General features: G+C 51.4%; 25 protein-coding genes. 8 read left to right on the top strand and 17 right to left on the bottom strand.

Going from position 1 to position 26,906, the window contains the following annotated elements:
* The first annotated feature begins 38 nt into the window (after window positions 1–38).
* Together groL and ACSIPU_RS12080 are read left to right on the top strand one after the other, a co-directional pair.
* Window positions 39–1,685, top strand: a complete 1,647-nt coding sequence (gene groL, locus ACSIPU_RS12085; protein WP_004109240.1) for a chaperonin GroEL — start codon at window positions 39–41, stop codon at window positions 1,683–1,685.
* A gap of 134 nt (window positions 1,686–1,819) precedes the next feature.
* Complete coding sequence (locus ACSIPU_RS12080; protein WP_004109236.1) at window positions 1,820–2,173, top strand: DUF4156 domain-containing protein; 354 nt, start codon at window positions 1,820–1,822, stop codon at window positions 2,171–2,173.
* Window positions 2,174–2,223: 50 nt separating this feature from the next.
* On the opposite strand, the gene yjeJ is transcribed toward ACSIPU_RS12080, so the two are convergent.
* The 8 genes from yjeJ to ACSIPU_RS12040 form a co-directional block, all read right to left on the bottom strand.
* Window positions 2,224–3,090, bottom strand: coding sequence for a YjeJ family protein (yjeJ, locus tag ACSIPU_RS12075; RefSeq protein WP_004109233.1), 867 nt, complete (start codon window positions 3,088–3,090; stop codon window positions 2,224–2,226).
* 22 nt (window positions 3,091–3,112) lie between these two features.
* Window positions 3,113–5,236 (bottom strand): peptidase domain-containing ABC transporter, encoded by a 2,124-nt coding sequence (locus ACSIPU_RS12070; protein WP_016809376.1) that lies wholly within the window; start codon window positions 5,234–5,236, stop codon window positions 3,113–3,115.
* The gene (locus ACSIPU_RS12065) at window positions 5,229–6,515 is read right to left on the bottom strand and encodes an HlyD family secretion protein (RefSeq protein ID WP_004109226.1); all 1,287 of its coding nucleotides are present in this window, start codon (window positions 6,513–6,515) and stop codon (window positions 5,229–5,231) included. Before ACSIPU_RS12065 ends, ACSIPU_RS12070 begins: the two co-directional genes overlap by 8 nt.
* Before the next feature lie 68 nt (window positions 6,516–6,583).
* A complete protein-coding gene (locus tag ACSIPU_RS12060; protein ID WP_023320194.1) occupies window positions 6,584–6,949 on the bottom strand; it encodes a hypothetical protein in 366 nt (121 codons plus the stop codon).
* 340 nt (window positions 6,950–7,289) lie between these two features.
* Window positions 7,290–8,315 carry a fimbrial protein gene (locus ACSIPU_RS12055; RefSeq protein ID WP_023320195.1) on the bottom strand — a complete coding sequence of 342 codons (1,026 nt, stop codon included), beginning with the start codon at window positions 8,313–8,315 and terminating at the stop codon, window positions 7,290–7,292.
* 18 nt (window positions 8,316–8,333) lie between these two features.
* Window positions 8,334–10,877: a fimbria/pilus outer membrane usher protein gene (locus ACSIPU_RS12050; RefSeq protein ID WP_023320196.1), complete on the bottom strand. Its 2,544-nt coding sequence runs from the start codon at window positions 10,875–10,877 to the stop codon at window positions 8,334–8,336.
* A gap of 30 nt (window positions 10,878–10,907) precedes the next feature.
* Window positions 10,908–11,600, bottom strand: coding sequence for a fimbrial biogenesis chaperone (locus ACSIPU_RS12045; protein WP_004109214.1), 693 nt, complete (start codon window positions 11,598–11,600; stop codon window positions 10,908–10,910).
* Between the two features lie 58 nt (window positions 11,601–11,658).
* Window positions 11,659–12,219, bottom strand: a complete 561-nt coding sequence (locus tag ACSIPU_RS12040; protein WP_004109211.1) for a fimbrial protein — start codon at window positions 12,217–12,219, stop codon at window positions 11,659–11,661.
* Between the two features lie 491 nt (window positions 12,220–12,710).
* Here ACSIPU_RS12040 and ACSIPU_RS12035 point away from each other — a divergent pair, with 491 nt between their 5' ends.
* A complete protein-coding gene (locus ACSIPU_RS12035) occupies window positions 12,711–13,277 on the top strand; it encodes a winged helix-turn-helix domain-containing protein (RefSeq protein WP_004109209.1) in 567 nt (188 codons plus the stop codon).
* 159 nt (window positions 13,278–13,436) lie between these two features.
* Here the strand turns inward: ACSIPU_RS12035 and epmB are convergent, their stop codons facing one another.
* Window positions 13,437–14,465 (bottom strand): EF-P beta-lysylation protein EpmB, encoded by a 1,029-nt coding sequence (gene epmB / locus ACSIPU_RS12030; RefSeq protein WP_004109206.1) that lies wholly within the window; start codon window positions 14,463–14,465, stop codon window positions 13,437–13,439.
* Window positions 14,466–14,507: 42 nt separating this feature from the next.
* On the opposite strand from epmB, the gene efp reads away from it, so the two are divergent.
* The 4 genes from efp (at window position 14,508) to sugE (ending at window position 16,043) form a co-directional block, all read left to right on the top strand.
* Window positions 14,508–15,074, top strand: coding sequence for an elongation factor P (gene efp / locus ACSIPU_RS12025; protein ID WP_004109203.1), 567 nt, complete (start codon window positions 14,508–14,510; stop codon window positions 15,072–15,074).
* 69 nt (window positions 15,075–15,143) lie between these two features.
* Window positions 15,144–15,275: an entericidin A/B family lipoprotein gene (locus ACSIPU_RS12020; protein ID WP_016809373.1), complete on the top strand. Its 132-nt coding sequence runs from the start codon at window positions 15,144–15,146 to the stop codon at window positions 15,273–15,275.
* Between the two features lie 164 nt (window positions 15,276–15,439).
* Window positions 15,440–15,586: a lipoprotein toxin entericidin B gene (ecnB, locus tag ACSIPU_RS12015; RefSeq protein WP_004109200.1), complete on the top strand. Its 147-nt coding sequence runs from the start codon at window positions 15,440–15,442 to the stop codon at window positions 15,584–15,586.
* Between the two features lie 139 nt (window positions 15,587–15,725).
* Window positions 15,726–16,043 (top strand): quaternary ammonium compound efflux SMR transporter SugE, encoded by a 318-nt coding sequence (sugE, locus tag ACSIPU_RS12010; RefSeq protein WP_023320197.1) that lies wholly within the window; start codon window positions 15,726–15,728, stop codon window positions 16,041–16,043.
* Here sugE and ACSIPU_RS12005 read toward each other — a convergent pair.
* From ACSIPU_RS12005 to frdA, 5 genes are all read right to left on the bottom strand, one after another.
* A complete protein-coding gene (locus tag ACSIPU_RS12005) occupies window positions 16,040–16,570 on the bottom strand; it encodes a lipocalin family protein (protein WP_004109193.1) in 531 nt (176 codons plus the stop codon). The genes sugE and ACSIPU_RS12005 overlap by 4 nt on opposite strands.
* A gap of 129 nt (window positions 16,571–16,699) precedes the next feature.
* The gene (gene frdD / locus ACSIPU_RS12000; RefSeq protein WP_004109192.1) at window positions 16,700–17,059 is read right to left on the bottom strand and encodes a fumarate reductase subunit FrdD; all 360 of its coding nucleotides are present in this window, start codon (window positions 17,057–17,059) and stop codon (window positions 16,700–16,702) included.
* A 10-nt stretch (window positions 17,060–17,069) separates the two neighbouring features.
* Entirely contained in the window at window positions 17,070–17,465 is a 396-nt protein-coding gene (gene frdC / locus ACSIPU_RS11995) for a fumarate reductase subunit FrdC (RefSeq protein WP_004117355.1), read from the bottom strand.
* Between the two features lie 10 nt (window positions 17,466–17,475).
* Entirely contained in the window at window positions 17,476–18,210 is a 735-nt protein-coding gene (locus ACSIPU_RS11990) for a succinate dehydrogenase/fumarate reductase iron-sulfur subunit (protein ID WP_004109180.1), read from the bottom strand.
* Complete coding sequence (frdA, locus tag ACSIPU_RS11985) at window positions 18,203–19,993, bottom strand: fumarate reductase (quinol) flavoprotein subunit (RefSeq protein WP_023320198.1); 1,791 nt, start codon at window positions 19,991–19,993, stop codon at window positions 18,203–18,205. Before frdA ends, ACSIPU_RS11990 begins: the two co-directional genes overlap by 8 nt.
* Before the next feature lie 275 nt (window positions 19,994–20,268).
* On the opposite strand from frdA, the gene epmA reads away from it, so the two are divergent.
* Entirely contained in the window at window positions 20,269–21,246 is a 978-nt protein-coding gene (epmA, locus tag ACSIPU_RS11980; RefSeq protein ID WP_196557773.1) for an elongation factor P--(R)-beta-lysine ligase, read from the top strand.
* Window positions 21,247–21,365: 119 nt separating this feature from the next.
* On the opposite strand, the gene mscM is transcribed toward epmA, so the two are convergent.
* The 3 genes from mscM to rsgA form a co-directional block, all read right to left on the bottom strand.
* Window positions 21,366–24,692: a miniconductance mechanosensitive channel MscM gene (mscM, locus tag ACSIPU_RS11975; RefSeq protein ID WP_196557775.1), complete on the bottom strand. Its 3,327-nt coding sequence runs from the start codon at window positions 24,690–24,692 to the stop codon at window positions 21,366–21,368.
* A gap of 23 nt (window positions 24,693–24,715) precedes the next feature.
* Complete coding sequence (gene asd / locus ACSIPU_RS11970) at window positions 24,716–25,678, bottom strand: archaetidylserine decarboxylase (protein WP_004109169.1); 963 nt, start codon at window positions 25,676–25,678, stop codon at window positions 24,716–24,718.
* A gap of 95 nt (window positions 25,679–25,773) precedes the next feature.
* A complete protein-coding gene (gene rsgA / locus ACSIPU_RS11965) occupies window positions 25,774–26,835 on the bottom strand; it encodes a small ribosomal subunit biogenesis GTPase RsgA (protein ID WP_004109167.1) in 1,062 nt (353 codons plus the stop codon).
* Window positions 26,836–26,906 lie beyond the last annotated feature (71 nt).

Genomic DNA, 26,906 nt, shown 5'->3' with positions numbered 1-26,906 from the left:
GAACGACACTGAACATACGAATTTAAGGGAAAGATAAAATGGCAGCTAAAGACGTAAAATTCGGTAACGACGCTCGTGTGAAAATGCTGCGCGGCGTAAACGTACTGGCAGACGCAGTTAAAGTAACCCTGGGCCCGAAAGGCCGTAACGTGGTTCTGGACAAATCCTTCGGTGCGCCGACTATCACTAAAGACGGCGTTTCCGTAGCGCGTGAAATCGAGCTGGAAGACAAGTTCGAGAACATGGGCGCGCAGATGGTGAAAGAAGTTGCCTCTAAAGCGAACGACGCTGCAGGCGACGGTACCACCACCGCAACCGTACTGGCTCAGGCTATCATCGCTGAAGGCTTGAAAGCCGTTGCTGCGGGTATGAACCCGATGGATCTGAAACGTGGTATCGACAAAGCTGTCGTAGCCGCTGTTGAAGAACTGAAAGCGCTGTCCGTACCGTGCTCTGACTCTAAAGCCATTGCTCAGGTTGGTACCATCTCCGCTAACTCCGACGAAACCGTAGGTAAACTGATCGCTGAAGCGATGGACAAAGTCGGTAAAGAAGGCGTGATCACCGTTGAAGACGGTACTGGTCTGGAAGACGAACTGGACGTGGTTGAAGGTATGCAGTTTGACCGCGGCTACCTGTCTCCGTACTTCATCAACAAGCCGGAAACCGGCGCTGTTGAACTGGAAAGCCCGTTCATCCTGCTGGCTGACAAAAAAATCTCCAACATCCGCGAAATGCTGCCGGTTCTGGAAGCCGTAGCAAAAGCGGGCAAACCGCTGGTTATCATCGCTGAAGACGTAGAAGGCGAAGCGCTGGCGACCCTGGTAGTGAACACCATGCGCGGCATCGTTAAAGTCGCTGCGGTTAAAGCACCGGGCTTCGGCGACCGTCGTAAAGCTATGCTGCAGGACATCGCAACTCTGACCGGCGGTACCGTTATCTCTGAAGAGATCGGTATGGAGCTGGAAAAAGCGACTCTGGAAGATCTGGGTCAGGCGAAACGCGTTGTTATCAACAAAGACACCACCACTATCATCGATGGCGTGGGCGAAGAAGCTGCGATCCAGGGCCGCGTTGCTCAGATCCGTAAGCAGATTGAAGAAGCAACTTCTGACTACGACCGTGAAAAACTGCAGGAGCGCGTGGCTAAACTGGCAGGCGGCGTTGCAGTAATCAAAGTGGGCGCGGCTACCGAAGTTGAAATGAAAGAGAAGAAAGCACGCGTTGACGATGCCCTGCACGCGACCCGTGCTGCGGTTGAAGAAGGCGTGGTTGCCGGTGGTGGCGTAGCGCTGGTTCGCGTTGCCGCTAAACTGGCTGGCCTGACCGCTCAGAACGAAGATCAGAACGTCGGTATCAAAGTTGCGCTGCGCGCAATGGAAGCTCCGCTGCGTCAGATCGTTTCCAACGCCGGTGAAGAACCGTCTGTTGTGGCGAACACTGTGAAAGGTGGTGAAGGTAACTACGGTTACAACGCTGCAACCGAAGAGTATGGCAACATGATCGACTTCGGTATTCTGGACCCAACTAAAGTGACTCGTTCTGCTCTGCAGTACGCAGCATCCGTTGCTGGTCTGATGATCACCACCGAGTGCATGGTCACCGACCTGCCGAAAAGCGACGCGCCTGACTTAGGTGCTGCTGGCGGCATGGGTGGCATGGGCGGTATGGGCGGCATGATGTAATCGTGCGCTATACCCCTTAGATATAAAGAAACCCTCGGGCAGAAATGCTCGGGGGTTTTTCTTTTTGTCGTCTTTTTAGTATAAGGTTGTACATCCGGGCCAGTGCGTCCAGCTCATTGATCGTGGGGAATAACATGCAGGTAAAATATTTAGCAGGGATTGTCGGCGCAGCATTGTTGTTAGCAGGTTGCAGCTCCAGCAACGAATTGACCTCTGGTGGCCAGAACGTACGCTTTGTTGAAGATAAACCAGGCTCTGAATGCCAGCTGTTAGGTACCGCAAGCGGCACGCAGAGCAACTGGCTGTCCGGACAGAATGGTGACGAAGGCGGCTCCATGCGCGGCGCGGCAAACGCCCTGCGTAACAAGGCCGCAGAGATGGGTGGCAACGTCATTTACGGCGTCAGCAGCCCGACGCAGAATCTGCTGTCCAGCTTTGTGCCGACCGATAGCCAAATGAACGGCCAGGTTTATAAGTGCCCGAACTGATTTAACCGGTGCCTCTCTTGCCTAAATTGAGGCACCCTCTTGATCTCTTTTTATTGCTTGCTGAGTTGCGCCTGAGTTTGCTGGTAGAACGCATGCAAAGGACGCAGACACTCCTCCAGCGTCATCATTCTTCCTGGCTGAGAAGGGATGATTTGGCTAAAAATCTGGCTGGGCTGGCGCTGGGTATGCACTTCTTTCAGCTTTGGGCTTCTCTCAATTAAGCGCATTACAACGATATTTTCCTGTTCTGATGGATGAGCGGCATTGGTTTTAATCACTGCGCCGGAGATGATTTTTCGCCCTTCCTCCGTGTCACAACAGTACAACACGCCGAGATAATGGGAAAACAGATTGAGCTTCCATTCATCCTGAAGATACTGCTGATAATCAACGTTGCTGGTATTCGTTAAATCCACCGCATAAAGCATCAGGCCTTCCAGCGAGGAAGTTAAATAATTAATCAGATCGCTATCTCCCGTGTGTTTAAGAGACTGCTGAATGCCCACCAGCAGCGCTTCAACTTGCATATCATCAATACGCAGCGTAGCAATTTGCTCATTTTGCAGCACCAGAATGAGCGTTGACCAGGTGTCGCCGGGTTTTAACGTTATCGACATAATACGTCTTTCCGGATTAGGGTGCTGTACTTCAGGTATATCGATCGCCGGTGTATTTTCTATAAGGCGTTCATTAAAGGCCACCAGTTCATTCTTATAACTTTCACCTTCAGCATTTAAGCGCTGCAGGACGATGGCCATTCTGTGCTGCAGAACTAACAGGAGATCCGCAAGAATCGGCGCCTGAAGATAATAAGACTGACAGAGTTGATTACTCAGTTTGACTTTGAGCATTAAAGCCAAAAATTTGTCATCATATTTAATAGATGCGGTATTAAAACCAATAAATGTTCCTTGCATACGGATCTCCTTTTCCTGGTGGTTACGCTGGTGCCTGCATATGGAGCTGTGACATATCAATGATGCGATCGGCTGAGGCAATGGTGGATGGCCGATGGGCAACAATGATTCGGGTAATGCTTAAACCAGAGATAGACTGGTTAATGACCGATTCATTTTTCAGGTCGAGATGGCTGGTGGCTTCATCCATAAACAGAATGCTGGGTTTTCGATAGAGCGCGCGAGCGATTAAAATTCTCTGTTTTTGTCCACCTGAGATACCTAAGCCAAGCTCGCCGACAATCGTTTCGTACCCCATCGGCATTTTCATGATTTCATCATGGATATTACATCTGCGTGCGCACTCAACGATAAAGTCCATATCGGCATTATCTTCAAAGCCGCTGATATTATCGATAAGCGAGCCTGAGAAAAGGCGGTCCTCCTGAAGGACGCAGGCCGTTCCGAGACGAAAGTTATTGATGCCAATTTTTTGAATATCAAGGTTATCCGCTATCACGTCACCGCTGGTGGGCGCTAACAGACCGCACATGACTTTCAGCAGCGTGGTCTTACCAACGCCGGAAGGGCCAACCAGCGCGATGGATTCGCCGGGCTCAACGGTAATATTTAAATTAGAAAAAATAGGTTGTGAGAACGGATCGTACTGATAGCTGAGATTCTTCACTTCTAATTTCACGCCAGTATTTTCTGCAAAAACCCGGCGTGCAGGCAGCTCTTTTTCCGGCTCGCTAAATACAATTTCTGAAAGACGCTCATTATGTAACGACAGCATGCGCAGCTGCATAACCAGGTCGATCAAGCTTGATGCGCGCTGGGAGAATTGCCCACGATAGGCGTTAAAAGCCATAAACATACCGAGAGTCATATTGTTATCAATGACCATGATCGCGCCCAGCCAGAGTACGGCGACCTGATCGATGGAGGTAATAAAAGTATTAATACCGCCAAACATCATATCAAAGCGAGTCTGTTTGATACCGGCATTGCAGGCGTCAATGTTGATATTTAACCAGTGCTGCGAACGACGCTCTTTTAAGTTCAGCGCTTTAATGGTGGAAATACCGTATAGGGACTCCATAAAGTGCGAGCTGGAGCGTGCGCCCTTGATAACCTGCTCTTCGGCAACGCGACGGTAGAAGCTGTAGGTGGCAAAGCGCATGATGGCATAGCATAAGGTGAATCCAACCACGACCCAAACCAGCCAGCCGCCGTACAGCGTTAACATGACCAGCAGGCCAATCGTCATGATTGAGTCGATAATGCCGGTAACAATGCTATTGGTGAAGGTGGAACGGATAGTATCCAGCGACGAAAAACGAGACTGAATATCCCCTAAATGACGTTTTTCAAAAAAGGATAACGGCAGGCTCGTCAGATGATCGAACAGTGTGGTTTTCCATTGGATGTTCGTCAGCGTATTTAGCGTTAATGAGGTCCACGCTCGCAACATACTAATAAAGGTGCGGAAAAGCGTGAAGAAGACCAGGCCGATACAGATAACCGAAAGTAGGCTCTGGTCGTGCGCCATGATGACATGGTCAGTCACCAGCTGCGTACCGATAGGTAATAGCAGGCCGATAGCTTCAACCACTACCGAAAAGGCAAAGATTTTTAGCAGGACCGATTTAAGTCCCACAATATTGCGCATCAGGTCTAATAGACGCAGGCGTGATTTTGCCTGTTCTTGCTGAAAGTTTTGGTCCGGCCATAGTTCCAGCGCAACGCCGGTAAAGTTATTGGACATTTCCTGGATACCAATAACCCGCTTACCCAGCGCCGGATCGTGAACAATAAAGCTGTTTTTACGTACCTTAGTGAGCACGACGTAATGATTCATTCCCCAGTGGATAATACAGGGTAGCTTCAGCTGCTTGATTTCATCCAGATCCAGAGAGAGGGCCCGGCTTTTCAGACCGGCATGTTCCGCCGTTTTGCTCAGCGACATGAGCGTAACGCCCTGAGAAGGGCTACCGTAACGATGGCGGAAGTTGAACAGGTCGATATTAAGTCCGTAAAAGCCGCAAACCATTGCCAGACAGGCGATACCGCATTCGGCGGCTTCCGACTGTAAAATAACCGGCGTTTTATGGCGGAATGAGAAATTAAGCTTATCGGTAATGGTTTTAAACAGTTCTTTATTCATCGATCGGGCCACTCACGCTTTGCGTCATCTTATAGAAAGGAGTAAACATCCACATGTAAAGCGGGCGTTCTTCAAGGAAAACTACCGCCTGAGCCTTCAGACCGTTAGAGAGCGTGAGCGTTTTTCCATTGTAGCTAAAGGTCTTGTCCTTGATTTTTATAATTGCTTTATAGAGCGCTAATTCCTGCTGATTAGTGCCGTTGCTGACATTGGTATATTCTGCCATCTCCTGACGTGACGCCGGTACCGAGGAAATAGAAACAACCTTACCTGGAAATTGGCCAAATTTATCGGCAGGGAAAGCATCATAGCGAATATTAATGGTGTCCCCGGGTTTCACGTAGGGGATGGTATTATTGGGTAACCAGAGGATCAGATAATACTCAATATCACCGGTAGGTTTGATCTGCGCCAGGCTGCTGCCGTTCTCTACCATCTGCCCTTTAGTCACGGCCAGCGATTCGATCTTACCGTTGGTCGTTGCTTTAATAATCAGATTACCGTTAGCGTTCGATTCTACCAGCTGATTTTTATAATCATTGATTTGGTTATGCTGGCTGGAAATCTGATTATCAAAGTCTGCTGCTTTGGTAATTTTATCGCTGCTGGTTTGCGTGAGCTGAGATTCCAGCTGCATCTTTTGGGTCACCAGGGATTGATAGGCGCTTTGCTGTTGAAAATATAGCGAGTGCTGATAGTTATACTGATCTTTAGTTATCAGACCATCCTTTAAGTATTTATCATAGCTGGCTAGGTTGGTATGCATTTTGTTTAAGCCTACCTGAGTATTAGCCAGCATACGGTTGGTTTCCGTTAACGAGGCGCTGGTGGTTTTAATCTGTTTTTCAAGAGCAGCGAGCGTTTCAGCCTTATTACGCGTCAGTTTGCTTATAATATCTTCGGCGTTAGCAATCTTTTCATTGATAACTTCAATCTGAGCCGCGCTAACGTTGCCACCGATCGTATTACGTGAAACGTCAAGTTCATAAAGCGGTTGGCCTTTTTTGACAATGTCTCCCACCTTTACATGCAGATTCACAACAAAACCCTGCTGTGGGGCAAAGACGTTAACGGAGTGGGGGAGCGTAATGACCTCTCCGCGTACATCAATACGCTGGGTAAAGGTGCAAAATATGAGTGAAAGCACAATGGCAATAAGAAAAATAAATGCCAGAAGAGTGACTAGCCACGCTGGAATGCCTGCTAATAATAATGCCTTTCCTTTCCAGTGGATTTTTTTGTACTCAATCGCTTCCTTGCGATAGATATTTTTTAACATATTATTCCAGATTTTTAATTGAAGAAAACTGAGCCCGTAATTGGGCTCAGTTAATTAATGATTTATATTTAGCTCCAAAGCTTGGTTGTACCGTTTATGACACCTTCGGCTAAAGCGATAGCTTCTGTAGATACAACATCCCATCCTACAAACGCACCCGCAATGCCACAACCGATAGCTCCGACTACTAAGCCCCAAATCATTCCGACACCCTGACCGATGGCACCAAAACCTAAGATGCCGCCACCAGCGCCACCCCAACGACCACCAATAACAGAACCAGCCATACCACCTGCAGAGGCTGCAACTGCAACTGAGGCAACTAATTCAACTGCATTACCTGCCATAGAACTAAGTGCGTTGCCGAGCGAGGAAAAATCCCAGGAATAGCCGCCAGAAATTTCTTCCATTTCAAATACAGTTAATTGTTTCATATACTTTCCTTAGTTATGGATATCTTATATAATCTAAAGTTGATTATATCTATTATTGATTGTTCCGGTTTATGTGTTGCGAAATTATATTGCTGGCGCAGATACAACAAAAACGCTCACAAAGAAAAATTTCGATGAGGATTCTAATCGTTAAAAAGGATTTGCCAATCTCAACTAAAATCAATTCATATTGAATTTTAGTGTTTCATCTAATTATTTTTTTTGCAAGTAAGTATGAGTCCACATTGCTATCGACAGTTGGGGGCGTTTCTGTTGAAGGCGGAGAGGGGAAGAGGCACCATCAAGTTAACTGATGGTGCCAAAGGCAATTATTGACGAGTCATTCTTCCTGTAGAATAATTTCAAATATAGCTCGAACGCTACCTGGTGTTATGGTGTTAGATAGCTTGTAATAGTCCGCAGTGAAGGTAAGAGACTGGCTCTTTTTCATACTGGCAATAGAGTAGTTTTTATAATCAAAAAAGGTGATAGGGCTGGAACCCTGTTTAATTATGAAACCAACATCTTTGGCTCCTCCGATAGTATCAGGGATGGAGTTTAGCAGTACGCCATCTTTTGATGCTGAGTTCTCGGTTATAGGGTTAAACCAGTAGGTATATTTGGTTCCAACGGATGAGTCAGGGCAGGTAATATCGAGCGTAAAGTCTTTTTGCTTGCCAGTTACTCCGCCCTGAGTGATAGCTTTAAGCTGCGATGCTTCTATATTGGAAAGATTGACAGAGCTACCACCCCGAGGGTTTATATTGCAAGTAGTTTGCCGGTAGGAGAAAGGGCCGAGTTTGATGTTGGCTTGGGCAAGCCGGGCAATTGATGAATTAGCATTGACCTGATTGACGCTTCCTGCACGATAGGACACCGAAATCTCTTTTTTCCCTGAGAAGCTCGTATCAATATTGTCCCTGGTTTTTATCAGCCAGACGGTTAGTTGTTTCACGCCGGGATCGCTAAGGCCATAGGCAGAAACAGTACCTAACGTAGCCGGAACGGGGCGGCCGATGGCGCCGGCAATTGCTTCCGAAATTTCAAAACCAATACCCGGTATTCCTGTTTCATACACCGGACCACCGAGCACTCCGGTCACGCCTGCCGCCAGATTGACGCTGGGCGTGGCGATAATGGCGTAAACATCATTTGCCTTGCAGTTATAAAAAGTTTTTGCATTGGCAATCGCTCCGCCTACCGTTCTTACTGCCAGTACGCTACCGGGCGCCAGGCTTGAATCGGATAAAATTTTAGCTGGGCTGAATGTAACATTGAATGCAGCATCAGTTCCGTTGTAATTACAGTCAGCCATTACTGTCTGATTAAGTAAAAGTAAACTAATAAAAAGGAGTATTTTTTTCATAGTCTGTATTCATCCCTGTTACTGGCAAACCGCAGTGGCCTGAGCAATACCTTCGTTTACCGCAGCCAGGCTATAAGGCGCTTTACACTGCTGCCCGCTCTTTGATCCCCACTGTGCATAGACTTCACCGTTATCTTTCAGGCCGGACAAATAGACCATACCACCATCAGAAACGATGCTGGCCTGGGCGTTTTTATCCGTAGTCAACGTTACTGTGGCGCCATAAGGAACGTTTTCACCCGACGCTCTCTTGAGAATAAGGAACGCGCGGCGGCCAATATTGCCCGCGAAGTTTGCCCGTACCACGGCTGCACGGGTTGGCACCACTTTCTGCGTCGTATTTGGCAATTCCATATTATCTCCCAAAGTCGTGCTATCTAAGGTCACGCTGGTTCGATGGTATGGCGTAACGTAAGGAATAATCGCGTAGCCGCGGTAGTCCGTTTCGATCGTCGCGTCGTTTTCCAGACGGACGTGTTTCAGGCCGGGCGCCTTAACCAATACGGCGGTTTCAGACATTTCCTGACCTAATGTTATTCCGTCAGCATGAACCAGCACGCCGCCGCTCAGGCCGTAGTTAATTAACTGACTATTTTTGGCATAGCTGTAGCCGGCGTTAGCCGAACCCATGGAACCACGATAGTTGCCGTAGACGCCGCCGCTGGCATCTTCACGATTGCTGTAGCCCTGCTGGACGTTCCAGTCCAGGTTATGGTTTTCCAGCGCGACGCCACTCAGAGAAACATACTGATCGGTTGAACCCGGACTGCTGTTGGTCACGTTATAGGTCGCATAGGCATTAGGTAACCAATCGCTTAAAGGAATGGAGATATTAAATGAAACAACATGGTCATCCTCAACGTGACGGCTGGAACCATTATTTCCCCAGCTATAGCGGCTATAGCTATAGCCAGCGTAATAGTTAAAGCGGCGGAACCCGCCGTTATAGCCAATATTCAGCGAGTTATTGCGGCGATTGCTATCCCAATAATCCTCAAAAATACCGGATACAGAAAGGTTACCCAGCCCTGAACCCAGGCTTTGGCTCACGGTAATATTGGTTCTGTTACGCAGCGAGTGTGGCGTATATCCGCCGTAGCTGTTGTTATAGGTATTCATCACATCCGTTAGCGTATTGTACCCGGAGGTCGAATAGCGGTAGCCGGCTACGGTAATATTAGTGCCTGTTTCAAGGATATTTTTACCGTAGCGAATGCGCCAGGACTGGCCGGACGTTTTCTCTTCATCTTTCTTTTTAGACCATGCTGCCGTTACATCGGCGGAAACTGCGCCAATATCGCCGAGGTTTTGCCCGGCGCCAAAAGCGAGCGCCTGGTAATTGGCCGCCGCCTGTACGCCCGTATAGAGAGTGGTATTGCTTAATACGCCGTAGCTGATCGTTGCTTGCGTAAAGGGTTTCTCGTCAACGTTGCCATCGTAGGGACGATATTTCCCGCTGGTAATCTCATACTCCATCTGGCCTTCCCGGAGCATTAATGGCAGAGAAGCGTAGGGCACCACGAAGTTTTGTCGGGAGCCATCGGACTCCTCGACGGTGACGTAAAGGTCACCGTTGCCGCCGGTTGAGTAGAGGTCGGTAATTTCGAAAGCGCCCGGAGCGACAAAAGCCTGGTAAATTTGGTAGCCATTCTGCTTAATGACGATACGCGCATTGGTTCGGGCAATACCGCGAACGATGGGCGCGAATCCGCGCAGGCTTTCAGGAATCATGTCCGTGTCGGTTGCCAGCTGAATCCCGGTGAACGGCACGCTGTCAAAGATGCTTGACAGCGAACTGCTTTCGCCCATAACTAAAGTACTTTTTAACGGGACAATGCTCCGCTGCGCATAGAGATATACGGAATCCCAGTCGCTCTTTGCCCCCGCTGACTTGTTCCATGTACTCAGATTGCGCAGGCGCCATGGCCCGAGGTTCAGGCCGGATTGTAAGTTAAGATTGTAATACTCATTATTGGCTTCATAGTCTTTGCCTGAACTAAACTGATAGTTGGTCAGTAAGGCATTAATACCGTCGTCAAACTCATCGGGGGAAACGAAGCCCTGCGCGATAGTGGACAGCGCCGCCTGCGGTATGGATACCAGCAGCTGTTGAGTATTGAAGTTAAAATCGGTGGTAAAATCAGGAATGACATGAGTATCTGCGCAGCCATTCGCATCTTCTTTTAAGCCAGGAAAAGCGTCTGCACGCAAACCATAGCTGGTTAATTTAGCAATGCTTAAACAGGGAATTAATTTCAACGTATCTGTTGTTGGATCTTTTTTTTCCACAAACCGGATATCAGCCGTTTCTTGCAGACTGTTATTTAAAATAACGTCAATGCGATACTCCCCAGGAGCCTGGGCATCACGAGTGGCGTAGAGGGATAAGTCCGGTATTGAAGAGGGGTCGCTCTGACCGACTGATTTTATAAATGCGGGATCAAAAAAATCACGAGCTAAAGCATTGGCGCATAAACCGAGAGCTAGCGCAGGAACAAGAACGAAAAATGTGTGGGAGGTTCCGGATAGCGCGCCTCCCCTTTTTTTTATTGAAATAGACATACTTTTCACCCTGGCCAATCAAAAAAGAATTTAAATCGATGATGTGTGGGCAGAACCCGAGCCTCCGTTATCAGTGGCGACCTTCCACTCGATTTCTGAACCATTTATACCGGCAGGCAAAGTAAATTCTTTGCTGGAAAAAGCATCAATGTTATTGACTGAGCTGCTAATATCTCTGCCGTTTATTTTTATCGACTTAAAATAAATGAAAAAAGGTGTCGGATTCTTTAGCGTTATCTTATTACCGGATTTATGCCACTGCAGATTTTTAGCTTCGGTATTAATATTCATATCCTGAATGGCGCGAGGGCGATAGATAAGACGCATTCTATGGCGCACCGCCAGCTGCAGTTTGTTTTTATCAGCTTCACTGTCGCTGGTTGGCGGAATAGACATCACGTTAAAGAAGTAGACGGTTTCACGATCCTGAGGCGCTTTAGAGATATACGCGTTAGGGAAAATACGTACCGTGTTGGTTTGCTTGCCCTCCAGGCGGAAAAGCGGGGGAGTCACCATAAAAAAGCTGTCTTTCATTCCTTCAGACGCTTCTACCCAGGATTTAATTAAATAAGGCGTGTCATCTTTGTTTTCAATGTTCGTACTGATTTCTCGCGAACCTTCTTTATAAAGATGGCGGGTTGAATCAACCACGACTCCGCTCTGGGCTACAAAGCTGACAGAAATAAAAGAAATTGCAGCTAATCTTAATAATGACTTCAGCATAATTCATTCCCTGAATAAAAATAACGGGGTCTGCCTGAGGCAGGCCCCGTTGTACTTATTAGTAGCTAATAGTAAAGGTGGCTACACCTTTAACTGCACCATCGGTAACGCCATTTGCGGTTTTAACGTATGCAGCTTTATAACGCAGGTAAGACGGAGTACCTGCGGTATAAGCAACAACTTGAGGAGTCGTACCGGTGAAGCTTACGCGAGTGCCGTCGGTGTTCACTACGGTAACCGCAGCGTTAGTCGCCGGGCTGGCAGCAGTGTTGGTCAGCACGTTGTCCTGGCCGCTGATATAGTCGCCGGTTACGGTCACGTTGATGTTACCGGTGTAATTAGTTGCACCTTTCTGGCAATCTTCGACTTTGTACTCAATGTCTTTTGCAGTTGACATATACGGAGTATTAACTGCCATTGCGTCCAGTACAGATGCTTTAACATCGTCCAGAGTTAAAGAACCGCCGGAAATCATAGCGGACGGCGTTACGTTACAGGATTCGCCGGTGTCGGTAACGTTACCCAGAATAGTCAGAGAAGAACTGTTCCCTGCCGCGAAAGCCTGAGCACTCAGAACTGCTGAAGCAGCAACCATTACAGCTACAATTGTTTTTTTCATTTATTTAATCCATTTATAGATACTAAAGTCCTGAATAGCGTCAAGGCGAAGATGTTAATTAGTCTGATAGGTAACAACTAACATTCCGCTATGTATGCCTGATCGCTATCGTTATCATTCTCCTGCCGCCGCATTGTGCATACCTGGTATACATAGAGCGTAATGTGCCGGAGCGGTGACAAATCTAAGTGCAGGGCTGATAAAATGCATGTGAATTCTGTTTGAATTTAAACTCTGTTTATTGAAGGTTGCAATTTCACAAGCAGATTTCGTAGATAATAATGAGTGTGCCTGGAAGGTATAGTTGTAAATCAGTCTTCCCTTTGGTTCAAATATCATGATAATCTTATCTTTGCTCTGGGAAGAGCTGGGATTTTTCTTTGAAATTATCTAATCTGGCAGGCTTAAAGGGATGTACTGTGATAGCTAAAGATGAATTTGAATTTAATTCATCTTTGTTTCATATGGAATGGTGAGGGAGGAAAGGGATTATGATATTCAATGAATATATCATTAACAATGAAGTTATTTTTAATGTAAATATGAATGAGCTGCAGCCGGTGGGGGACAATGGTGAGAGCGTGACGCTGAACGCGCCGACTGCACGCTGCCTGCAACTTTTACTGGAAAGCAATGGGAAAATTATATCCCGAGAAGAGTTTCTGGATAGTGTCTGGAAAACCAGAGGGGTTGTCGTTTCGCAGAATACTTTTTATCAAAACATATCATTGTTAAGAAAGTCGTTAGTGAAAGCAGGATTATCGCAAGATATTATTGTTACAGTCAGGCAGCGCGGGTTTGTTCTCGCGGCAGGCTCAAATATTGCCTCATTCTTACGCTCGGAAGAAAAGGCACCGGAAAATTCTGAAAATGTGCAGGTTACCGCAAGCACCTCTTCGCCTCCGATTGAGAAAAATGTGATGAATAATTCCGCTGTCCGCGAAGATGCGCAAAAAATTTCCACAGACGATAAAGCAACAGTATTTAAATTACCCGGGTGGATTTTGCCTCTGTTATTGGTGATGACCGCCGCAAACATTCTTTCTCTTTTTTTGTAAGTAATAATGAATGGATTAACCGCTTGCTTTTATATTCGCTTTACTCTCCCCTGGAAGAATAATTACTGGTTCTACGAAAATTATAAAGCGTCAGTATTTATACACCAGTAAGTATTAGCAACAGGTAGTCTGCCAGGCAGTGCCCGGCAGACGGATTCGCTATCGTTGCTTCAATCCTAAGTCCAGGGGGGTCTTGCTGGGTTCTCCGCCGATTTCCCGTGCAAGTTTAGGGACTAAATAACCGGAGACCAGCGTGAGTAGTTCGCGCATGATTACCCGGGCCTCTTCGTCACTGACCATGAAATGCGCCGCTCCCTGCACTCTGTCCAGAACGTGCAGGTAATAAGGCATAACCCCGGCATCGAATAACGCATTGCTCAGATCGGCGAGCGTGCGCGCATTATCGTTCACACCGCGTAACAGTACGCTTTGATTGAGTAAGGTGACGCCAGCCATACGCAGGCTCTTCATTGCCCTACGAAACGCGGTATCGATCTCGTTGGCATGGTTAATATGGTTCACCAGCAGCACCTGCAACGAAGATGCAGAGATGCGCGCAACCAGGGTATCGGTAATCCGCGCAGGGATCACAATGGGTAACCGGCTGTGGATGCGCAGGCGTTTAATATGTGGAATGGATTCCAACTGGGTAAGCAGCCAGTCCAGTTCATGGTCCTTCGCCATCAACGGGTCACCGCCGGAAAAAATAATTTCATCCAGCTCTGGATGAGCCGCGATGTATTCCATAGCCTTCTGCCAGTTGCGCTTCGTGCCCTGGTTTTCCGCGTACGGGAAGTGCCGACGGAAACAATATCGACAATTTACCGCGCAGCCGCCTTTCACCAACAGTAAAGCGCGGTTGCTGTATTTATGCAGCAGACCTGGCACAACGCTATGCTGTTCTTCCAGCGGATCGGTGGAGTATCCTGGAGCATGAATAAACTCCTCCTGGGAGGTAAGTACCTGACGGAGAAGAGGATCGTTTGGATTTCCTGGTTCCATACGAGCAATAAATGCCCGTGGGACACGCAGTGCGAACAGGCGCTTAGCGTCGCGTCCTGCCAATAGATTCGCATCAGCGTCTACATTTAAAAGCTGCAGCAGTTCATCGGGACTGGTCACAACATCGGCAAGTTGCGTTAACCAATCTTCTCTGGATGGGGTATTTAGGGTTACAATATGCGCCATTTTGTGGCTTAGCTACCAATTAACAAAGTTTCAGAGGGCCTTATGGCGACTTACTATAGCAACGATTTTCGTGCCGGTCTTAAAATCATGATGGACGGCGAACCTTATGCAGTTGAAGCCAGTGAATTCGTTAAACCGGGCAAAGGCCAGGCTTTTGCGCGCGTTAAGCTGCGCCGCCTGCTGACCGGTACCCGCGTAGAGAAAACCTTCAAGTCTACAGATTCTGCTGAAGGCGCAGACGTTGTCGATATGAACCTGACTTATCTGTACAACGACGGTGAGTTCTGGCACTTCATGAACAACTCGACGTTTGAACAGCTGGCCGCAGATTCTAAAGCCGTTGGTGATAATGCTAAATGGCTGCTGGATCAGGCTGAATGCATCGTTACTCTGTGGAACGGTCAGCCGATCTCCGTTACCCCGCCGAACTTCGTTGAGCTGGAAATCGTTGAAACCGATCCAGGTCTGAAAGGCGATACTGCTGGCACCGGCGGTAAACCGGCTACCCTGTCCACTGGTGCAGTGGTTAAAGTTCCTCTGTTCGTTCAGATTGGCGAAGTCATCAAAGTGGATACTCGCTCTGGCGAATACGTATCCCGCGTGAAGTAATCGATGCGCTGAGACGGTTGGCGCAGCCTTTCGCTGCGCCCTCTACCGGCGTAACTGCAGGCAGGGAAGATGGCTCATAAATTAACGCTCCCGGTATTATTATTTCTTAGCTGCGCCCTTCTGTCCGGATGCAATACGGCTCGCGGCGTGGGTGAGGATATCCAAAGCCTGGGCCATGCTATTTCTCACGCTGCCAGCTAACCTGATTTCATCAGGAAATCCTCATTCATAATCCATTTCTGTTCCTGACTTAATACCTTAAACCTCTTTTTCTCCGAAAAAACGTTGAGATTCCCTCATCCTGAACCAGGTTGTCTATGCTTATAAGGCACGATAACTAAAACTGGTAAATTAAGGATAACATCATGGTAAAAAAAGCGATTGCAGCGGTCTTTACGGTTTTGGTCCTCTCCTCAGCATTGACCGGATGTAACACCACGCGCGGTGTCGGTCAGGATATTTCAGATGGCGGCGATGCGATTTCCGGCGCCGCAACCAAAGCTCAGCAATAGACCATGGCGGTACGGCCGTGGTCGTACCGTTCTTCCTCTCTTTAGCGACATCGTGTATTATTTCCGCGGATTATCATCTACCTTGCGGGACGACCCGTAAGCGTTTCACATCTGGGGACGGCCCCATCAAAGGAGCCTTATGCCCTGGTTAATTCTGTTTATCGCGGGTCTGCTGGAAGTTGTCTGGGCAGTCGGTCTTAAATATACCCATGGTTTTAGTCGGCTTGTGCCGAGCGTAATTACGATTGCCGCCATGGTTATCAGTATGGCGCTTTTATCATGGGCGATGAAAACGCTGCCCGTGGGAACGGCTTACGCCGTCTGGACCGGTATTGGCGCGGTTGGCGCAGCGGTCACGGGGATTATCCTGCTAGGAGAATCCGCCAGCCCGATGCGCATTGCCAGCCTGGCATGTATTGTCATTGGCATCATTGGCCTGAAAATGAGCGCTCATTAATAGCGTTGATTGACCCAGATGAGCTTGCTCACGTCAAATCCCTGCCGGCTGGCGATATCCAGCATCTGCTGCTTCACTTCCGGCGGGATTTTCGGCGCACGCGCCAGTAGCCAGAGATAGTCGCGATCTGGCCCACAAACCAGCGCATAGCGATAATCCTTATCCAGTGAAATGACGTTATAGCCGCCATAGAAAGGGCCGAAAAATGAGACCTTCAGCGCGGCGCGCGTGGGATCGCCGGTAAAGTAAGCGACGCCGTCGGTTTTCTGCCACATACCCCGGTCGGGGTTATATCCCTTGTTTACCACGTTCAGCCCACCATCATCGCGCAGGCTATACGTTGCGGTGACCTTTTCTAAGCCACTCTCAAAATTGTGATCGAAACGGGCGATTTCATACCAGGTACCGAGATAGCGTTGCGTGTCGAATGGGCTGACCACGGTGACGCCGGTAGGCGGCGTCGGCGTGCTACAGGCGATAAGCAGAAATGAAGCGGCAACAACCGCCATGACGGGGAGCAGACGCATAGTTATTTCCTTGCCAGTTTTAAGCTAAGTGTAGATTCAGGCAGGAAAAATGCGGCAGATTTTTCTTGAGAAGAGAGCCCGGTAACATCCTGCTACCGGGCTTGCCGCAGTCGAGGTTAAAGCAGCGGTTTAGATGAACAATATTCCGACCAGCGTGACGACGGTCAGAATCGCCGCGAGGCCGTAGAAGACCCACTTACCGTTGGGTACATGAATTTTTAAATCGTGCATCGCATGGTGAATACGATGAAGTCCGCACCATAGCGGCAGCACAATCATCAGAAAAATAAACGCACGGCCAATGAAGCTGTGGGCAAAGCCCAGCACGCGTTCGTAGCTGAAGGCGTCTGCGGGCGCAAGGCCCAGCGGCAGCATAATACCTACCAGCAGTACGATGACAGGAGCGACAATTGCTCCCCACATGCCGCCAGCGCCAAACAGCCCCCAGAATACGGGCTCATCAGAACGTTTTGGTTTAGGATTGATCATTCCAGCCTCCTTACCAGAACAGGGCGACAAACAGAATCACTACGGTGACGACCGCGGTGACGATCCAAAGCCCTTTAATCACTGGCTCTGGCCCCATTTTTTCGCCTTTGAGGATAATATTGGCAGCTTTCGGTGCCAGCTCAAACCAGGTCTTGGTATGCAGCAGCGCGGCCGCAAGCGTGATCAGGTTCAGAATCACGACAATCGGATTTTGTAGAAAACCGATATACCCGGCCCAGCTCTCCGCACCGTGCTTCAGCGCGAATAGCCCGTAGATCAACACGATACTGAACCAGACCGTGGGGACCGCTGTTCCTTCACGCAGCATATAGAAGCGATAAAACGGCAGCTTTTTCCACCAGGTGGACGGCATCGGCCGCACGTAGGGTTTGCGTTTAGTCGTCATACTGCACTCCTTAGCGTGGTTTCAGGGTGGCGATAAGAAAGTCTTTCGAGCTTTCTACCTTACCCTGCTGGATCGCAGCTGCCGGGTCGACGTGTTTCGGGCAGACTTCGGAGCAGTAGCCCACGAAAGTACATGTCCATACGCCATTCTGGCCGTTAAGCTGCGCCATACGTTCCTTTTTACCGTGGTCGCGGCTGTCTTCGTTATAGCGATGGGCGAGGGTGATCGCCGCCGGGCCGATAAACTCCGGATTAAGACCAAACTGCGGGCAGGCCGCGTAGCACAGGCCGCAGTTAATGCAGCCGGAGAACTGATGGTATTTCGCCATCTGCGCCGGCGTTTGCTTGTTTGGTCCCTGATCGGGCGTGCGCGGGTTGCCGATGATGTACGGCTTAATGGCTTCCAGACTTTCAATAAAGTGGGTCATATCGACCACCAGATCGCGTTCAATCGGGAAGTTAGCCAGCGCTTCAACCTTAATGCCTTTGGTGTATTCGCGCAGGAAGGTTTTACAGGCCAGCTTTGGTACTTTGTTCACCATCATGCCGCAGGAACCGCAAATCGCCATGCGGCAGGACCAGCGGTAGCTAAGATCCGGCGCGAGGTTATCTTTGATATAGCCCAGCGCATCCAGCAGCGAGGTTTGCTCGTCGTAGGGAACTTCATAGAAAGCGCTGTGCGGTGCGATATCCACTTCCGGGTTATAGCGCACCACTTCGACTTTCATGTTTTTCATCTCAGCCATTCGTCGTCTCCTTCTTCTCGGCTGCTTCCGCTTCCGCCCCGTACACGCGTTTTGCCGGCGGCAGAGTGGTGATTTTCACATCACTGTACTCCAGAGTGGTATTACCGTTGGCGTCGCGGAAGGCGAGGGTATGCTTGAGGAAGTTGACGTCGTCACGCTCGGTGCAGCCTTCATCCAGACGCTGATGCGCGCCGCGGGACTCTTTACGCGCGATGGCGGAATGCGCCATACATTCGGCGACGTTCAGACCATGACCCAGTTCGATGGTATACAGCAGGTCGGTATTGAACACGCTGGAGGTGTCGGTGATACGCACGCGCTTGAAGCGCTCCTGCAGCTCGGCCAGCTTATCAACCGTTTTCTGCATGAGCTCCGGCGTACGGTAGATGCCGCAGCCTTCTTCCATCGACAGACCCATTTCATCACGGATCTTCGCCCAGTTTTCGTTACCTTCCTGATTCACCAGGTCCTTCAGGCGCTTCTCGATATCGACGACCTGCGCGTCCAGCGCGGTGCTATTGGCTTCGCCCGCTTCGGTGGCGCGCTGCATGGCCTGTTCACCGGCCAAACGACCAAACACCACCAGCTCCGCCAGCGAGTTGGAGCCGAGACGGTTAGCGCCGTGCAAACCGACAGAAGAGCATTCGCCAACGGCAAACAGCCCTTTAATACGGGTTTCACACTGCTGGTCGGTTTCGATACCGCCCATGGTGTAGTGCGCGGTTGGACGTACCGGAATGGGATCTTTCACCGGATCGACGCCCACGTAGGCTTTTGAGAGTTCACAGATAAACGGCAGACGTTCAAGCAGCTTTTTCTCGCCCAAATGACGCAGATCGAGGTAGACCACGTCGCCTCGCGGCGTTGGGATCGTGTTGCCTTTACGCCATTCGTGCCAGAAAGCCTGGGAGACTTTGTCGCGCGGACCCAGCTCCATATATTTGTTTTTTGGCTCGCCCAGCGGAGTTTCCGGGCCCATGCCGTAATCCTGCAGATAGCGGTAGCCATTCTTGTTGACCAGAATACCGCCTTCACCGCGGCAGCCTTCCGTCATCAGAATACCGGAACCCGGCAGGCCGGTTGGGTGATATTGCACGAACTCCATATCGCGCAGCGGTACGCCGTGGCTGAGCGCCATACCCATACCATCGCCGGTGACGATCCCGCCGTTGGTATTGTAGCGATATACGCGTCCTGCGCCGCCGGTCGCCAGAACTACCGCGTTGGCGCGGATCTGTACCAGCGTACCCTCCATCATATTCATCGCGACCAGACCGCGCGCCTGACCTTCGTCGACCAGGATATCGAGGACAAAGTGTTCGTCGAAGCGTTGGATTTGGGGGAACTGAAGCGAGGTCTGGAACAGGGTGTGCAGCATATGAAAGCCGGTTTTATCGGCTGCGAACCAGGTTCGCTCGATCTTCATACCGCCGAAGCGCCGGACGTTGACGCTGCCGTCAGGGCGGCGGCTCCACGGACAACCCCACTGCTCAAGCTGGGTCATTTCCGTCGGGCAGTGATGAACGAAGTAGTCGACGACATCCTGTTCGCATAGCCAGTCGCCGCCTGCAACAGTATCGTGGAAATGGTACTCAAAGCTATCATGATCCTGCGCGACGGCAGCGGAACCCCCTTCAGCAGCAACGGTATGGCTGCGCATAGGATAGACTTTTGAAATTAGAGCGATTTTAGCATTTGGATTAGCTTGCGCGGCGGCAATTGCAGCACGAAGACCTGCTCCGCCTGCGCCAATAACGGCAAGATCGGCTTGAAAAGTTTGCACGACATTCCTCCAGTTTTTGTTTATTTCGCCGCCGGGCTGGCGAAAACGTATCACTGCTCCTTTATAGGTAAGGAGTATAGCCGCAGGGTTATGAGGGAAAATTGACGTGTTCGATTTTTTTATCGTTATGTGCGGTTGTTTATCTATCCACTGTATGTTTTTGGGTTATCAATAAATTAAGCGTATGTGACGCTTTTGCCTTTTCGCACAAAATTTGTTTCATTCGCCAGTTACGAGTAGACTTCGGGCCCTTGTTTCAAATCGGAGAAAGTACCATGAGCGAAACGGCAACCTGGCAGCCGAGCGCATCCATTCCAAACCTGTTAAAACGTGCAGCGGTGATGGCGGAAATTCGTCGTTTCTTTACTGACCGCGGCGTGCTGGAGGTGGAGACGCCCTGCATGAGTCAGGCGACGGTGACGGATATCCATATGGTCCCGTTTGAAACGCGTTTCGTAGGACCGGGTCATTCTCAGGGGCTGAATCTGTATCTGATGACCAGCCCGGAGTATCACATGAAGCGCCTGCTGGCGGCCGGTTGCGGCCCGGTTTTTCAGCTATGCCGTAGCTTCCGCAATGAAGAGATGGGTCGCCACCATAATCCGGAATTCACCATGCTGGAGTGGTATCGTCCGTGCTATGACATGTACCGGCTAATCAACGAAGTAGACGATCTGCTACAGCAGGTACTCGACTGCCAGCCGGCCGAAAGCCTCTCTTATCAGCAAGCCTTCCTGCGTCATCTGGAAATCGACCCGCTGTCGGCAGATAAAACGCAGCTGCGCGAAGTGGCGGCTAAGCTCGATTTGAGCAATATTGCCGATACGGAAGAGGATCGGGACACGCTGCTTCAGCTACTTTTTGTCATGGGCATTGAGCCGCATATTGGTAAGGATCGTCCGACGTTTATCTATCATTTCCCGGCCAGCCAGGCGTCACTGGCGCAAATCAGCACCGAAGATCATCGCGTAGCGGAACGTTTCGAGGTCTATTACAAAGGCATTGAGCTGGCTAATGGTTTTCATGAGCTCACCGACGCCCGAGAACAGCGGCAGCGTTTTGAGCAGGATAACCGCAAGCGTGCGGCTCGCGGTCTGCCGAAGCAGCCAATCGATCATCATCTGCTGGCCGCTCTGGAAGCCGGGCTGCCGGATTGTTCCGGCGTAGCGCTGGGCGTTGACCGGGTGGTGATGCTGGCGCTGGGCGCAGAAAGCATCGGCGACGTTATCTCGTTTACCGTCGACCGCGCCTGATCTTTCTTTCCGCTTTCCCGCAGGATATTGACCGGGATGACCGCCGATGTGCGGCGGTATGGTTGATTGTCCGGGAGTGCGACAGTTCTGGCCTTGCCCGCGTTCAGGCAAGGCCGATATTACAGACTGCCGGGCGCGCGACTGGTTTTCCCTGCCGAGGTCAGCGCCCTGCTGCTTTTTCTGCCATCGATGCTCTCCAGGCGCATCTGGAACGGCGGGAACGGCATATCGATACCGTGCTCGCGGAATCCGGCCAGAATCAGCTGATGCATCTCATGGCGTAGCGGCATACGGTGACCCATTTCGGCGGCGTAGATACGCAGCTCGAAAATCTGGATCCCCTGCTGCAGGTCAACAAGAAACGCTTCCGGCGCCGGGGTATCGATAACCAACGAACAGCGGTGCGCGGCATTTAGCAGGATCTGCGCCACCTCTTCGGTATTGGCATCCACCGGGGCAGGCACCGTTAACACCACGCGGGTTACAGAATCCGACAACGACCAGTTGATGAACTGTTCGGTGATGAACGCCTTGTTCGGCACGATAATCTCTTTACGGTCCCAGTCGCTGATGGTGGTGGCGCGGGTATTAATGCGCGTCACGCTACCGGTGAGATCGCGAATGGTGACCGTATCGCCAATGCGTATCGGTTTTTCAAACAGAATAATCAGGCCGGAGATGAAGTTGGCGAAGATCTCCTGCAAACCAAAACCGAGACCTACACCGAGCGCGGCAATAAGCCACTGCAGTTTCGACCACTCAATCCCAATCATCGAGAAACCGACCAGACCACCAATCAGCATCAGCAGATACTTGGTGATGGTGGTGATGGCGTAGCCGGTGCCCGGCGTCAGTTCCAGGTGCTGGAGGATGGCCAGTTCCAGCAGAGCGGGCAGGTTGCGCACCAGCTGGGTGGTAATAATCAGCACCAGAATAGCAATCAGCACCGCGCCGAGGGTGATCGGCTCCAGGCTCTCAACGCCCTGCACCGTGGAGGTCACGTCCCACAGCGAGATATTCTCCAGGAAGCCAAATGCGGAGTGGATTTCTGACCATAGCACGATAACCGACACCAGCGCGATCAGCATCAGCAGGGAGCGCACCAGACGCAGGGACTGGGTACTGATAGCATCCAGATCGACCTCGCTGACCTCGGCTTCCATTGAACCTTCCGGGCTGCTGGTATGCTGGACGTCCTCTTCGCCACGCGCGCGCTGGGCGAGGATCTCCGCCCGACGGTGCTTAGCGCGATCGAACGCCAGGCGACGGCGCTGAATCAACATCCAGCGGCGAATGATGTGATAAACCACCAGCAGCAGGAACCAGATGGCGACCGACGTTTCGAGCCTGGCGAGCAGCGCCTGCGATGTAGCGAGATAGCCGATTGCCGCCGCCAGCATTGCCACCAGCGGCGCGCCGAGCAGCATATTCCACAGCAGTCGGTTCAGCATATTGTCGCCGCTGCCTTCTTTATCGAGATACAGCGGGATGCCGGCGCGTTTCAGGCTCAGGGTCACCATCGCCAGCGCGCCGCAAATCAGCATAAAGCAGAGGCGACCCAGCGAGGCGGAGAACTCGCGATCGTTGAGATTATCAAAAGTAATCAGCGCCATAATAAGCGGCACAATGAGCCCGATACTCATCAGATAGTAGCGCATCGCCTTGCTAACCCGACTGCGCGGCCAGCCAAAGTGGGCGATGAACAGACCGTTCGGGCGGGCAAAAGTGGCGCAAATCATTACCACCCACAGCAGCGGCACCGTTGCGGTGACGCTATCGCCAATCGCCACGGCCAGCGGGAAAGGCCAGGCAGACTGCAGACCGTAGCCCAGCGTCATCCACAGTACCGGCAGCGGCGAGGCCACCAGTATAGACCAGAACACCGTTCGCAGGGTGAGCCAGAAGTGATCCTGCGTAACCTTGCCGACGCGCGCGCTGGAACGCTCCAGGAAGCTGGTGAAATGGCGCCGCGAGCTGACGCTGAACCCTACCAGAATGAGTGCGACGAAGAGCGGCAGCAGGGTCTCTTTGCTGGTCAGCATCATCATGCTGGCCTTACCGAGCTGGCTCATGGTATCGAGCGAGATCAGTCGGCGTAAATCCTGAACAATCTCCAGTGGCCAGGAGAAGCCGATTGGGCTGACGTCGGAGGTCCAGAACAGATAGCGGTGGGTCGCTTCGTTGATCTCTTTGAGCGCATCCTCCAGCTGGCCGTTGGCGACTTTCAGCTTGGTCAGTTCGAGCATAAGCGTATCGCCGCCGCGCAGCAGGGAGTTGAGCAGCTCTGTCTGCGTGCGCATCTGAGCCTGAAGAATGCGGTTCTGCTCGCTGGTGAGGGGTTCACCGTTGGCCTGACGAATTTGTCTTAGCTGTGGCTGCTTGCCGAGCTGATCCTCATAGCGCAGGCGCTGCACGCGCAGCTGCGCCATTTCGGTATCCAGCTGCTGCGGTCGCGGGATTTCCGGCAGACGCGCCACCTGCGCGCGCAGGGCTTCGCCAAGCAGATTGGAAGAACCTAACCATTGGGACTGCTCGCGGAGCGTGTTTAAAGCCTGACGCACCTGCAGGGTTTGATTGGTCGCCTGGCGCTGCTGAGAGGCGATCAAGTCCATCCGCTGCGCCTGCTGGTTTAGCGCTTGCGACAGTTCGCGGTTCACTTTGAACTGCGCCACGATATCCGGCGGCAGGTTTTCGCTGTTTTCCGCCAGCAGCTCGGTGCTTTCCAGCGCTTTCTCCGCCTCGCGCTGCCGTTGGTTATTGAGCTGATTTCTTAATGCCTGTAGCCAGGCGTCGAGCTGCTCACTCTCTTTCTGCGCCAGCTCGGATCGCAACCGTGATAGCTCCTGGCGGTTATTGGCGGAAAGCTGCGCCAGATCCAGTTCATCGACCAGCGCTTTCAGCCGCGCGGACTCCGCCTGTAAACCAAGATTTTGCGCCTGCGCCAGCGGCGTATTGCTGCTTTGCGCGCCGATCCGGCGCTCGACCTCATTCAGCTGGCGGCGGGCATCGCTCTGTTGCTGCGGCAGCTGGTTGAGCGAGTCGGCGATATCGCGGGCGCGGTCCTGCTCCTGCTGAGCTTTACGACTGGCTTCCAGCAGTTGGCTGCTGACCTGGAGAATCTCCTGGTTCAGGGCATCGGAGGAGAGGGTAGTGGAGACCTGGCGCGGCTCATCGCTGAGATTGTTGAGCTGCGCGCGCAGGGTTTGCGACAGTTTGGGGAAGTTATCAATAACGTCCTGATACTGGCGGGTGCGCTCAAGGGAGGCATTACGCTCCTCAAGCGCATTCAGGGCAGACTGCAGGACTTCGACGGTTTCAGGCTGGGCGGGCTTTGCCGCCTTCGCCTGTTCCAGCTCCTGGGCTATCTGTTTAGCATCCGGGGCTGTCGCTGCGTACGCCCCGAAACTGAGGCACCAGGCCAACAGGAAAGTGTATATCAGGCGCACGGCGTAACCTTTTCTTTCAGGAATTAACCTTCGTCTTGTTTATCGTCAACCAGCGGACTGGCGGCGTGTTCAGCGCGGACTTCTTCGACTGCCAGCGGAGCGGGCTCGACCGGCGTCACGGCTTCAGGCGCGATCGCCAACGGCTGGCCTATTTTGGTTACCGACAGGCTTTGTAACTGCTCAACCAGCTTCACCTGACCCGGAGCAAACAGGTTAATCACCGTGGAACCCAGTTTAAAGCGGCCCATCTCCTGGCCTTTAAGCAGGGCGACGGAACCTTCGCTCTCGCCCGCAGGCCAGGTCCAGCGCTTAATGATGCCTTCACGCGGCGGCGTGACGGTACCGGACCACACGGTTTCGATGCTGCCGACGATGGTGGCGCCGACCAGGATCTGCGCCATGGGGCCAAACTCAGTATCGAACAGGCAGATGACGCGCTCGTTGCGGGCAAACAGATTCGGCACGTTTTGCGCGGTCAGATGATTTACGGAGAACAGATCTCCCGGTACGTAGATCATTTCGCGCAGAATACCGTTGCACGGCATGTGCACGCGGTGGTAATCGCGCGGGGAAAGATAGGTAGTGACAAAGCTGCCGTTTCGGAACAGATCCGCCATCTGGTAGTTGCCGGCCAGCAGCGCTTCCAGACTGTAGTTGTGGCCTTTGGCCTGCAAAATTTTATCGTCTTCAATAGCGCCGAGCTGGCTGATGACGCCATCGGCGGGCATCACCAGAACGTTCGGGTCAGTATTTAATGGACGAACGTCATCGCGCAGCGGGCGAACAAAAAAGTCGTTAAAGGTCCGGTAGCTGGCAGTATCAGGCTTTTGCGCCTCTTTCATATCGACCTTGTAATATTTCACGAACAGATCGATGACCAGTTTTGTCAGCCAGCCTGCCCGCTTGCGTGCACCCCAGCCTGCGAGGCGGGTGAGCCACAGTTTAGGCAGAATGTATTGCAGTGAAAGTTTAAGATCGTTTAACAAGGTAGCCTCCAGGCCATTATTTGTCGTTCCTGACCCCCGCGCGTCGGCGGGGGCCTGAAAAAGGGGGACGATTCTAACGATGCTCAGCTTAAATGTCAGTCATCGGTTGATGAAAAGCTTTTACGCGTTTTTACCTGCACCTGCGCCATGCTTTCCAGAATGCGATGGTAGTTTTCAAACCGGCTTTCAGCGATTTCGCCCTTCTCCACCGCTTCGCGAATGGCGCAGCCCGGATCGGTATCGTGTTTGCAGTCGCGGTATTTGCATCGGCCTAAATAATCATGGAATTCGACAAAGCCGTGGGTGATTTGTTCCGCGTCGAGATGCCACAGGCCGAACTCGCGTACCCCCGGCGAGTCAATCACATCGCCGCCGTGCGGGAAGTGGTACAGGCGCGCGGCCGTAGTGGTGTGCTGCCCCAGTCCGGAGACATCCGAAACGTCATTGGTAAGGATTTGGTCATCCTGCAGGCCCAGCAGCGCGTTCAGCAGGCTGGATTTGCCTACCCCAGACTGCCCGGCAAAGATACTGATACGATCGGTAAGCGCCTCTTCAAGCGGCTTCAGGCCATCCTGCGTGCGGCTGGAGACCATCAGTACGCGGTAACCAATATGGCGATAAATGTCCATTTGCTCGTTGACGAAGTCCATGCTCTCCTGATCCAGGAGATCGATTTTATTGAGCACGATCAGCGGCTCGACGTTCAGCGTTTCGCAGGCCACCAGATAGCGGTCGATAATATTCGGAGAAAGCTCAGGCAAGATGGCGGAAACGATGACAATCTGATTGATATTGGCGGCGATAGGTTTGACGCCGTCATAGAAATCCGGGCGCGTCAGTACGGAGGTCCGTTCATGCACGGCCTCGACGATGCCTTTGACGTTGACGCCGTCAGCTTCGCTTTTGCCTGGCCGCCAGACCACACGATCGCCGGTGACCAGCGAACGGATAGTGCGGCGTATATTGCAACGGTGGACGCTACCGTCGGCGGATTCGACATCGGCATGCATGCCAAAGCGGCTAATAACGGTCCCTTCGGATTTTTCACCGAAAAGGTTGTCATCAAAATCGGCCTTCTCCGAAGTCGTTTTCAGGCGGCGCTGGTGGTTGGCCTTCACGCGGCGCTGTTGGCCTTTGGAGAGTTTATTTTTACTCAATCGAACTGGCTCCTGGTCGCCCTGTACGGGCAAAACCTCTATGATACACGCTATTTTAGATGAATATAGTG

This window comes from Klebsiella sp. HN106, assembly GCF_051209435.1.
Taxonomy (GTDB): Bacteria; Pseudomonadota; Gammaproteobacteria; order Enterobacterales; family Enterobacteriaceae; genus Klebsiella; species Klebsiella oxytoca.
Note: the sequence above shows the minus strand (reverse complement) of the source record. Positions and strands in the feature narration are given on the sequence as shown.

Coding starts and splice junctions, on each gene's coding strand:
- groL (WP_004109240.1), top strand. CDS start 39: ATGGCAGCTAAAGACGTAAAATTCGGTAACGACGCTCGTGTGAAAATG.
- ACSIPU_RS12080 (WP_004109236.1), top strand. CDS start 1,820: ATGCAGGTAAAATATTTAGCAGGGATTGTCGGCGCAGCATTGTTGTTA.
- yjeJ (WP_004109233.1), bottom strand. CDS start 3,090: ATGCAAGGAACATTTATTGGTTTTAATACCGCATCTATTAAATATGAT.
- ACSIPU_RS12070 (WP_016809376.1), bottom strand. CDS start 5,236: ATGAATAAAGAACTGTTTAAAACCATTACCGATAAGCTTAATTTCTCA.
- ACSIPU_RS12065 (WP_004109226.1), bottom strand. CDS start 6,515: ATGTTAAAAAATATCTATCGCAAGGAAGCGATTGAGTACAAAAAAATC.
- ACSIPU_RS12060 (WP_023320194.1), bottom strand. CDS start 6,949: ATGAAACAATTAACTGTATTTGAAATGGAAGAAATTTCTGGCGGCTAT.
- ACSIPU_RS12055 (WP_023320195.1), bottom strand. CDS start 8,315: ATGAAAAAAATACTCCTTTTTATTAGTTTACTTTTACTTAATCAGACA.
- ACSIPU_RS12050 (WP_023320196.1), bottom strand. CDS start 10,877: ATGTCTATTTCAATAAAAAAAAGGGGAGGCGCGCTATCCGGAACCTCC.
- ACSIPU_RS12045 (WP_004109214.1), bottom strand. CDS start 11,600: ATGCTGAAGTCATTATTAAGATTAGCTGCAATTTCTTTTATTTCTGTC.
- ACSIPU_RS12040 (WP_004109211.1), bottom strand. CDS start 12,219: ATGAAAAAAACAATTGTAGCTGTAATGGTTGCTGCTTCAGCAGTTCTG.
- ACSIPU_RS12035 (WP_004109209.1), top strand. CDS start 12,711: ATGATATTCAATGAATATATCATTAACAATGAAGTTATTTTTAATGTA.
- epmB (WP_004109206.1), bottom strand. CDS start 14,465: ATGGCGCATATTGTAACCCTAAATACCCCATCCAGAGAAGATTGGTTA.
- efp (WP_004109203.1), top strand. CDS start 14,508: ATGGCGACTTACTATAGCAACGATTTTCGTGCCGGTCTTAAAATCATG.
- ACSIPU_RS12020 (WP_016809373.1), top strand. CDS start 15,144: ATGGCTCATAAATTAACGCTCCCGGTATTATTATTTCTTAGCTGCGCC.
- ecnB (WP_004109200.1), top strand. CDS start 15,440: ATGGTAAAAAAAGCGATTGCAGCGGTCTTTACGGTTTTGGTCCTCTCC.
- sugE (WP_023320197.1), top strand. CDS start 15,726: ATGCCCTGGTTAATTCTGTTTATCGCGGGTCTGCTGGAAGTTGTCTGG.
- ACSIPU_RS12005 (WP_004109193.1), bottom strand. CDS start 16,570: ATGCGTCTGCTCCCCGTCATGGCGGTTGTTGCCGCTTCATTTCTGCTT.
- frdD (WP_004109192.1), bottom strand. CDS start 17,059: ATGATCAATCCTAAACCAAAACGTTCTGATGAGCCCGTATTCTGGGGG.
- frdC (WP_004117355.1), bottom strand. CDS start 17,465: ATGACGACTAAACGCAAACCCTACGTGCGGCCGATGCCGTCCACCTGG.
- ACSIPU_RS11990 (WP_004109180.1), bottom strand. CDS start 18,210: ATGGCTGAGATGAAAAACATGAAAGTCGAAGTGGTGCGCTATAACCCG.
- epmA (WP_196557773.1), top strand. CDS start 20,269: ATGAGCGAAACGGCAACCTGGCAGCCGAGCGCATCCATTCCAAACCTG.